Here is an 8,718-nt window from a genome sequence, read left to right as displayed (position 1 = left end):
GGAGGGGGAGGGCTGGGCGGGCATGCCCCCAGCATCCCACCCCTCAGTACGCTGGACGGATGAGTCAGAACGTCCTCACCGTCTACGGCGCCGACTGGTGCCGAGACTGCCTGCGCACCAAGCGCCAGCTCGATGAGCTCGGCGTCGCCTACGACTATGTGGACCTCGTCGCCGACCCGGCCCAGGCCGATGCCGCCGAGCGGATCTCCGGCCGGAAGAACATCCCCGTGGTCGTGTTCCCCGACGGCGACCACCAGGTGGAGCCGACCAACGAGGAGACCGCGGCCAAGCTCACCGCGCTGGGCCTGATCTGAGGTCGGGGGCCGCTCCCGGCGCGAGCCCCGCCGGCGCTCTCGGCGGGTGCGCATCGGGGTCTACGCTCTCCCCATGGAGCACTTCGACGAGACCGCCCTGCCCGCCCCCGAGGACCGCGTCGTGTCCGCGACCCGTCACGTCGACGCGCCGGCCGGCGTCGTCTTCGAGCTGATCGCGGACCCCTCCCGCCAGCCCGAGTGGGACGGCAACGACAACCTGGCCGAGGCCGCCCCCGGGCAGCGGGTGACCGCCGTCGGGGACGTGTTCGTCATGACCCTGCAGAAGGGCGTGGACCGCGCGAACCACGTGGTCGAGTTCGAGGAGGGCCGCCGCATCGCCTGGAAGCCCTCCGAGGTCGGCGGGGAGCCGTTCGGCCAGCTGTGGCGGTGGGAGGTCGAGGGCGACGACGAGGGCGGCTGCCGCGTCACCCACACCTATGACTGGACCGCCCTCACCGACCCGAAGCGCATCCAGAAGGCGCTGCGGACCGGCGAAGAGCAGCTGCGCGCGTCGATCGACCGGCTCGCGGACCTCGCCGAGCGCCAGGGCTGAGAGCAGGCGACGCCCGCCGCCGTCGCGCCCCCCGCGCCGCCGTCAGCGGTTGAGTCGCTCGCCGGTCTCGGCGTGGAACAGGTGCACGCGCTCCGGGTCCGGGACCACGTGCACCACGGACCCCTTCTCCGGCGCTGTGTAGCCCACCGTCCGCAGGGTGATGAGCCGCTCCTCGCCGCCGATCGTCGCGTGACCGTACACGTATGCGTCCGCGCCGAGCTCCTCCACGGTGTCCACCTCCACGGGCAGGCCGGCGGCGTCGTCGCTGACCACCAGGTTCTCGGGGCGCACGCCGAGGTCCACCGCCGTGCCGGCGTCGGCCAGATCCTCCCGCGGCACGGGGATGACCGTCTCGCCCCAGTGCACGCCCTCGTGCGTGGCGGGCATGCGGAAGATGTTCATGGCGGGGGAGCCGATGAACCCGGCGACGAACACGTTCATCGGGCGCTCGTAGAGGTTGCGCGGCGTGTCCACCTGCTGTAGGCGGCCCTCCTTGAGGACCGCCACCCGGTCGCCCATGGTCATGGCCTCGGTCTGGTCATGGGTCACGTACACGGTGGTGGTGCCCAGACGGCGGGTCAGGTTGGCGATCTGGGCGCGGGTCTGCACGCGCAGCTTCGCGTCCAGGTTGGAGAGCGGCTCGTCCATGAGGAACACCTGCGGGTCGCGCACGATCGCCCGGCCCATGGCCACGCGCTGACGCTGGCCCCCGGAGAGGGCCTTCGGCTTGCGGTCCAGGTACTCGGTCAGGTCCAGCAGCTTCGCGGCGTCCTCGACGCGGCGGCGCCGCTCGTCCGCGGGGACGCCGGCGATCTTCAGGGCGAAGCCCATGTTGTCCGCCACGGTCATGTGCGGGTACAGGGCGTAGTTCTGGAACACCATCGCGATGTCCCGGTCCTTGGGGTCCACATCGGTGACGTCCCGGTCGCCGATCAGGATGCTGCCGTGGGAGAGCTCCTCGAGGCCGGCGAGCATGCGCAGGGAGGTGGACTTGCCGCAGCCGGAGGGGCCCACGAGCACGAGGAACTCGCCGTCGGCGATCTCCAGGTCGAGGGAGTCGACGGCGGGGCGGGGGGAGCCGGGGTACTGGCGGGTCGGGGCTGACGGTCTACGGCGGCGCGGTGCTCGCCCTCGGCCGCAGGGCCAGGTGGTGCATGATCCGGTGGGGGTGGGCGGCGCCGTCGAGGGCGCCGAGCGCCAGGCGGACGGCGCGGCGGCCCTGCTCGAGCGGGTTCTGGTCCACGGTGCTGATGCCCAGGCGGGCGGCCTCGGGGTGGCCGTCCAGGCCCATCACGGACACGTCCTCGGGCACGCGCAGCCCCAGGGAGTGGGCTGCCATCCACGTGCCCATGGCCATCTCGTCCGAGATGCACATGACCGCCGTCGGCCGGCGCCGCGGGTCGGCGAGGAGGGCGCGCGCCTGGTGGTAGGTGCCGCCGATGGTGAAGTCCGCGGGCACCATCCAGTCGGCCGGCGTGCGCACCCCGGTGGCGGCGAGGGCGTGCAGGAACCCGCGGGTGCGCTCGGTGCTGACCTGGAACTCGATGTCCTCGTCTACGCGGCCCACGTAGGCGATGTCCCGGTGTCCGAGCTCCAGCAGGTGCTCGGTGGCCATCCGTGCGGCGCGGGCGTGGTCCACCTGGACGGCGGTGAACCAGTCCGGCAGGGTCTCACCCGCCGGCAGGCGGCCGCCGACGGCGATCACGGGCAGGCCGAGGCGTTCGAGTCCGGCGAGCTCGAACATGCTCAGCCGGAACGAGAGGGTGATCAGGGCGTCCAGCCGCCGTCGGGGCAGCAGGTCTGAGATGACCGTGGACCGACGCTCCGGGTCCTGGCCGACGTCGTAGAGCGTCAGGTCGTACCCGTGCCGCACGAGCTCGTCCGCGGCGCCCTCGAGCACGGCGGCGAAGAACCACCGGTGGACGGAGGGGGTCACCAGCCCGATGTTGCGGGTGCGGCCCGAGGCGAGCGAAGAAGCGGCGGAGTCCGCCACGTAGCCGAGCGTGGCGACGGCCTCCTGGACTCGGGTGCGCGTGGCGGCCGCCACGGGGCCGGAGCCGGTGAGGGCGCGGGAGGCGGTGGCGGTGGAGACCCCGGCCATGCGGGCGACGTCCTTGATGCCGACCATCGGCGGTCCTCCTCCCGGTTCATGGGGTTCTGCGGCGGGGCGGGTGCACGACGGCGGCGGGCCGGGGGTCGATGCGTGGCACCAGAGTACGGCACGGCAGGCGCGGTGGTGGAAGCGCTTCCATTCCGGTTTCAGCCGGTCTTGACCTCCGCCCCCACTCCCGCATGCCCGTGTTCATGCGGGAGCGCACCTCTGTGTGGCATATCACAGTGGAAGCGTTTACACTCCTGGGGACTGACTCCTTCAGCCGCCGGGGGCAGGCGCCGTCTCACCGCGGGGCCCACGTCGGCGACGCAACGGCCGGCGCATGCCGCGGGCCACCCCTCGTGAAAGGCACATCATGCAGTCGACGACGACCGGCGGCCTCTTCCGCCGCCCGCTCAGCCTGACCCTCACCGCGGCGTTCTCCGCCCTCGCGCTCACCGCGTGCGGCGGCGGCTCCTCCGCCCCGGCGTCCTCCTCCCCGGCCGGCGCCACCGAGCAGGGCACGGCCACCGCGTCCCCGAGCCAGGACCTCTCCGAGGCCGGCGCCAGCACCATCACCATGTGGGTGGACCAGAACCGCCAGGAGCCGCTGCAGGCCGTGGCGGAGGACTTCAAGGAGGACACCGGGATCACGGTGGAGCTCGTGGTCAAGGACAACTCCACGATGAAGGACGACTTCATCACCCAGAACCCCACGGGCGAGGGCCCGGACGTGATCGTCGGCGCCCACGACTGGATCGGCTCGCTCGTGCAGAACGGCACCATCGAGCCCCTTGAGCTGGGCGAGAGAGCCGGCGACTTCGTGGAGTCCTCCGTGCAGGCCGTCACCTATGAGGGTCAGACCTGGGGCGTGCCGTACTCCGTGGAGAACATCGCCATCCTGCGCAACACCGAGCTGGCCGAGTCCACCCCGGCCTCCTTCGACGAGATGATCGCGGAGGGCCGGAAGGCCGTCGACGCCGGCGAGGCCGAGTACCCGTTCGTGGTGGGCCTGGACGCCGTCAACGGCGACCCGTACCACTTGTACCCGTTCCAGACCTCCATGGGCGCCCCCGTGTTCAAGCAGGCCGAGGACGGCTCGTACGACACCGGCTCGCTGGCCATGGGCGGGCCCGAGGGTGAGGCCTTCGCCGAGAAGCTGGCCGAGTACGGCGAGTCCGGGGTGCTGAACCCGAACATGACCGCGGACATCGCCAAGGAGCAGTTCAACTCCGGCAACGCGGCCTACTTCATCACCGGCCCGTGGAACATCGAGGAGGCCGAGGCGGCCGGCGTCGACTTCGAGGTCGAGGCCATCCCGTCCATGGGCGACCAGCCGGCGCAGCCGTTCGTGGGCGTCAACGCCTTCTTCGTCTCCTCAGAGTCCGAGAACCAGCTGGCCGCGAATGAGTTCGTGGTCAACTACCTCTCCACCGAGGCGGCCCAGGACGCGCTCTTCGCCGAGGGCAAGCGTCCCCCGGCGCTGACCGCCTCCTTCGACAAGGCGGCCTCGGACGAGACCGTGAAGGCGTTCGGCGAGATCGGCGAGAACGGCGTCCCCATGCCGGCGGCCCCCGAGATGGGCGCGGTGTTCGAGTTCTGGGGCGGCGCCGAGATGAGCATCATCAAGGGCGAGGGCGACCCGGTCCAGACCTGGCAGAAGATGATCCCCGACATCGAGGGCCGCATCGGCCAGTGATCCGGCGCGGTCCACCTCCGGCGTCCCCGCGGGGACGCCGGAGGCGGACCGTGGCCCTGCGCCCTCGGGGCGCGCATCCCCCCCTTCCACGGCAGGCCCTCGGGCCGGATGAGGAACCATGAGCCCGTCTTCCACCGCGTCGGACCGGTCCGACGCCGCCACCGCCGCCCTCGACGACGCCGCGCGCCGCACCGGCCCGGGCCGCCGTCGTCGTGCGGACGCCCGGGGTACCGAGGGCCTCGGCGGCACGCTGGCCAAGATCGTCCTGCTGGGCCTCGTGGACGCCTTCGCGGCGTTCCTGCTGTTCCAGCTCGCGGCCGCGGGGGACTGGGTGGTGTTCGCGCTGACCCTGGCGGTCACGATCGGCATCAACTGGATCTACCTGCGCCGCGGCGGCCTGCCGGCCAAGTACCTCGCCCCCGGCCTGTTCTTCCTGATGCTGTTCCAGGTGTTCGTGGTGGTCTACTCCTCCTACGTCGCCTTCACGAACTACGGCGCCGGGCACAACTCGGACAAGGCCGCGGCGATCGAGATCATCCAGCGCTCCTCCTCCATCCGCGTGCCGGACTCCCCGGTGTACGACATCACGGTGCTGGAGGAGGGCGGCGACCTCTACCTGCTGACCCTGCGGGACGGGGAGCCCGTCCTCGGCGGCGCGGACCAGGCGCTGGAGCCGGTCGAGGCCCAGATGCAGGACGGGGAGCCGGTGGGGGTGGAGGGGTACACCACCCTGCGGTTCGGCGACCTGCTGCAGCGTCAGGACCAGGTCGCCCGCCTGAAGGTCCCGCTGAGCGACGACGCCGCGGACGGCACCCTGGAGACGCGCGACGGCTCCCGCGGGTACGTGTACGCGCCGCGTCTGGAGTACGACGAGGCCCGGGACACCTTCACGGACCTCGAGAGCGGCGTGGAGTACCGGGACAACGGCGAGGGCCAGTTCCAGGCGGACGACGGCAGCACGCTGCAGACCGGCTGGCGGGTGTTCGTCGGCCTGGACAACTTCACGCGCGCGTTCACCGACCCCGAGCTGCGCGACCCGCTCCTGCGGGTCACCGTGTGGACCTTCGCCTTCGCGTTCCTGAGCGTGGCCACGACGTTCGCCGTCGGGCTGCTGCTGGCGATCGCCTTCAACCGTTCGGACATGCGCGGCAAGAAGGTCTACCGGGTGATGATGATCCTGCCGTACGCGTTCCCGGCGTTCCTGTCCGGCCTCGTGTGGGCCGGCCTGCTCAACCCGGAGTTCGGCTTCGTCAACACCGTGTTCTTCGGCGGCGCGGACATCCCGTGGCTCACCGACCCGTGGCTGGCCCGGCTGTCGGTGCTCGTGGTGAACCTGTGGCTGGGCTTCCCCTACATGTTCCTGGTGACCACGGGCGCCCTGCAGTCCCTGCCCGAGGACGTGGACGAGGCCGCCCGCATGGACGGCGCCGGCCCGTGGCGCATCTTCCGCTCCATCAAGCTGCCCCTGCTGCTGGTCTCGGTGGCGCCGCTGCTGATCTCCTCGTTCGCGTTCAACTTCAACAACTTCAACATCATCTACATGCTGACCGGCGGCGGACCGCGGTTCCCCGACGCGGGCTCGAACATCGGCGCCACAGACCTGCTGATCACGGTCGTCTACAAGACGGCGTTCAGCGGGGTGGGGCGCGACTACGGCCTGGCCTCCGCCCTGTCCATCGTGATCTTCCTGATCGTGGCGACCATCTCGGCGATCAGCTTCCGGCAGACCAAGGCGCTCGAGGAGATCGACAAGTGAGCATCCCCCAGGATTCCGGACGGCCCCGGCCGGACGCCCCGACCTCGCCCCTCGCCGCCGCCCTGGCGCAGCAGGAGACGGACCCGCTGCGCTGGGAGGAGGACCCGGCCCCGCCACGACGCCGCCGCTCGTTCGGCCGCTGGATGCGGGAGCTGGGCTGGCGTCACGCGGTGGGCGTGCTGGCCAGCGCGTTCGCACTGTTCCCGCTGCTGTACGTGCTGTCCGCGTCGCTCGACCCGACTGGCACGATGGCGAGCTCGAACCGGCTGTTCTCCTCGTTCAGCGGGCAGAACTACGTGGACCTGTTCAGCGACCCGAACCGGCCCTTCGGCCGCTGGTTCCTCAACACGATGGTGATCGGCGTCATCACGTCCGTGATGACGGTGTTCCTCGGTGCCCTGGCCGCCTACGCGTTCTCCCGGATGCGGTTCACGGGCCGCCGCGTGGGGCTGCTGACGCTGCTGCTGGTGCAGATGTTCCCGCAGCTGCTCGCGGTGGTGGCGATCTTCCTGCTGCTGACCTACATCGGCAACCTGGTGCCCGTCCTGGGCATCGGCTCGCAGCTCGGCCTCATCCTCGTGTATCTGGGCGGCGCGCTCGGGGTGAACACGTACCTGATGTACGGGTTCTTCAACACCATCCCGCCGTCGCTGGACGAGGCTGCCAAGCTCGACGGTGCCTCGCACGCGCGGATCTTCTTCTCGATCATCCTGCGCCTGGTGACCCCCATCCTCGCGGTGGTGGCCCTGCTGTCCTTCATCACCACGGTCTCGGAGTTCGTGATCGCCTCCGTAGTGCTCACGGACCCGTCCGCGCAGACGCTCGCGGTGGGCCTCTACGGCTACGTCTCGGAGACCCGCTCCGAGAACTGGGGCGTGTTCGCGGCCGGCGCCGTGCTGGCGGCCCTGCCCGTGATGGCGCTGTTCCTGTTCCTGCAGCGGTACATCGTCTCCGGCCTCACGGCCGGCGGCGTGAAGGGCTGAGCCGACGACGGCGGTGGGAGGGGCGCCCGCCCCTCCCGCCTCACGGCAACGCCAGCCGGAACACCTTCTTCCACGCGGAGCCCACCTGCCGCAGCAGCGGGCCGGTCGTGTACGGCAGGCCGTAGCGGGCGCAGATCTCACGGACCTGGGGCGCCACCTCGGCGTACCGGCTGGACGGCAGGTCCGGGAACAGGTGGTGCTCCACCTGGTGGGAGAGGTTGCCGGTCATGAAGTGCATCAGCTTCGAACCGGAGATGTTCGCGGAGCCGATCATCTGCCGCACGTACCAGTCGCCGCGGGTCTCACCGTCCACCATCTCCTCGGAGAACGTCTCCGCCCCCTCCGGGAAGTGCCCGCAGAAGATGACCGAGTGCGCCCAGATGTTGCGCAGGCCGTTGGCCAGCAGCGTGCCCGCGAGCGTGGCCTTGCCCGAGCCGGTCAGCACCTCGGCGACGGCTGGCGTGGCCACGTAGTCCTTGGCGAACTGCCGGGCCGCCTTGACGCCCACGGAGCGCAGATCCGTCATCAGCTCCTCGCGGGACTTCTCCCCGCTCTGCACGCGGTCCAGCTCGAGGTCGTAGAGGGCGATGCCCCACTCGAAGATCGGGGCCAGCCCCGCGTTGATCACGGGGTTGAGCAGGTGCCGCGGCTGCCACGGCTCGGACTCGTCCATGCGCAGCACGTTGTAGCCCACGTCCCGGTCCTTGCCGACGACGTTGGTCCAGCGGTGGTGCAGGTCGTTGTGGGTGTTCTGCCAGGCCCGCGACGGCGTCACGAAGTCCCACTCCCACGTGGTGGAGTGGATGTCCGGGTCGCGCATCCAGTCCCACTGGCCGTGGAGCACGTTGTGCCCGATCTCCATGTTCTCCACGATCTTCGCGACCGTGAGCATGGCCGTGCCCGCCACGAACGCGGCGGGGTGTCGTGCGTTGAGCAGGAGGGCGCGGCCGCCGAGCTCGAGCCGGCGCTGCCAGCGGATGACGCGGCGGATGTAGGCCGCGTCGGAGGTGCCGCGGCGGGCGAGCACGTCGTCGCGGATCGCGTCCAGCTCCCGGCCCAGCTCGGCCACCTGCGCGTCCGTCAGGTGGGCGGCGCCGGGCGGGCGCACCGCCGGGCTCCCGACGACGCCCGGCAGTCCCGGCGTCGTGGCGGCGGCGGTGGAGCGGGACGTGGCGGCACGGGACTCGGCGGTGTGGGGAGCCCAGCTCGTGGTGTCGGGGCGGTCCTGCGGCAGGACCCGGGCGGCGCGGCCGCGCACGGTGGTGCCGGGGATGGCCAGGGCCAGATCGTCCGGGGCGGTGGCGCCGGTGCGGCTGGGGGT

7 protein-coding genes and 1 pseudogene are annotated in these 8,718 nt (G+C 71.3%); 5 read left to right on the top strand and 3 right to left on the bottom strand.

Annotated features, from left to right (window positions below; genetic code table 11):
• Positions 1-59 precede the first annotated feature (59 nt).
• Positions 60-314, top strand: coding sequence for a glutaredoxin domain-containing protein (locus tag J1M40_RS09140; protein ID WP_020624868.1), 255 nt, complete (start codon positions 60-62; stop codon positions 312-314).
• A 73-nt stretch (positions 315-387) separates the two neighbouring features.
• Entirely contained in the window at positions 388-867 is a 480-nt protein-coding gene (locus J1M40_RS09135; protein ID WP_060973835.1) for an SRPBCC family protein, read from the top strand.
• Positions 868-909: 42 nt separating this feature from the next.
• Here the strand turns inward: J1M40_RS09135 and J1M40_RS09130 are convergent.
• Positions 910-1,962: pseudogene (locus J1M40_RS09130) on the bottom strand (ABC transporter ATP-binding protein); the annotation flags it as partial.
• 13 nt (positions 1,963-1,975) lie between these two features.
• The gene (locus J1M40_RS09125; protein ID WP_020624544.1) at positions 1,976-2,995 is read right to left on the bottom strand and encodes a LacI family DNA-binding transcriptional regulator; all 1,020 of its coding nucleotides are present in this window, start codon (positions 2,993-2,995) and stop codon (positions 1,976-1,978) included.
• A gap of 340 nt (positions 2,996-3,335) precedes the next feature.
• On the opposite strand from J1M40_RS09125, the gene J1M40_RS09120 reads away from it, so the two are divergent.
• The 3 genes from J1M40_RS09120 (at position 3,336) to J1M40_RS09110 (ending at position 7,397) form a co-directional block, all read left to right on the top strand.
• On the top strand, positions 3,336-4,658 hold the full coding sequence (locus J1M40_RS09120) for a maltose ABC transporter substrate-binding protein (protein WP_206450720.1): 1,323 nt from the start codon (positions 3,336-3,338) through the stop codon (positions 4,656-4,658).
• A gap of 118 nt (positions 4,659-4,776) precedes the next feature.
• Positions 4,777-6,414, top strand: a complete 1,638-nt coding sequence (locus J1M40_RS09115) for an ABC transporter permease subunit (RefSeq protein WP_020624872.1) — start codon at positions 4,777-4,779, stop codon at positions 6,412-6,414.
• A gap of 86 nt (positions 6,415-6,500) precedes the next feature.
• Entirely contained in the window at positions 6,501-7,397 is an 897-nt protein-coding gene (locus J1M40_RS09110; protein WP_205810729.1) for a sugar ABC transporter permease, read from the top strand.
• Between the two features lie 40 nt (positions 7,398-7,437).
• Here the strand turns inward: J1M40_RS09110 and J1M40_RS09105 are convergent.
• Positions 7,438-8,718 (bottom strand): acyl-CoA desaturase (locus J1M40_RS09105; protein WP_206450719.1); only part of this gene is annotated, 1,281 nt, incomplete at its 5' end.

Origin of the sequence: Micrococcus sp. KRD026, assembly GCF_017168445.1 — a bacterium.
GTDB lineage: Bacteria > Actinomycetota > Actinomycetes > Actinomycetales > Micrococcaceae > Micrococcus > Micrococcus luteus.
Note: the sequence above shows the minus strand (reverse complement) of the source record. Positions and strands in the feature narration are given on the sequence as shown.

What these genes read in the sequence shown, in the direction of transcription:
- J1M40_RS09120 (WP_206450720.1), top strand. Translation starts at nt 3,336, where the DNA reads ATGCAGTCGACGACGACCGGCGGCCTCTTCCGCCGCCCGCTCAGCCTG.
- J1M40_RS09115 (WP_020624872.1), top strand. Translation starts at nt 4,777, where the DNA reads ATGAGCCCGTCTTCCACCGCGTCGGACCGGTCCGACGCCGCCACCGCC.
- J1M40_RS09140 (WP_020624868.1), top strand. Translation starts at nt 60, where the DNA reads ATGAGTCAGAACGTCCTCACCGTCTACGGCGCCGACTGGTGCCGAGAC.
- J1M40_RS09135 (WP_060973835.1), top strand. Translation starts at nt 388, where the DNA reads ATGGAGCACTTCGACGAGACCGCCCTGCCCGCCCCCGAGGACCGCGTC.
- J1M40_RS09125 (WP_020624544.1), bottom strand. Translation starts at nt 2,995, where the DNA reads ATGGTCGGCATCAAGGACGTCGCCCGCATGGCCGGGGTCTCCACCGCC.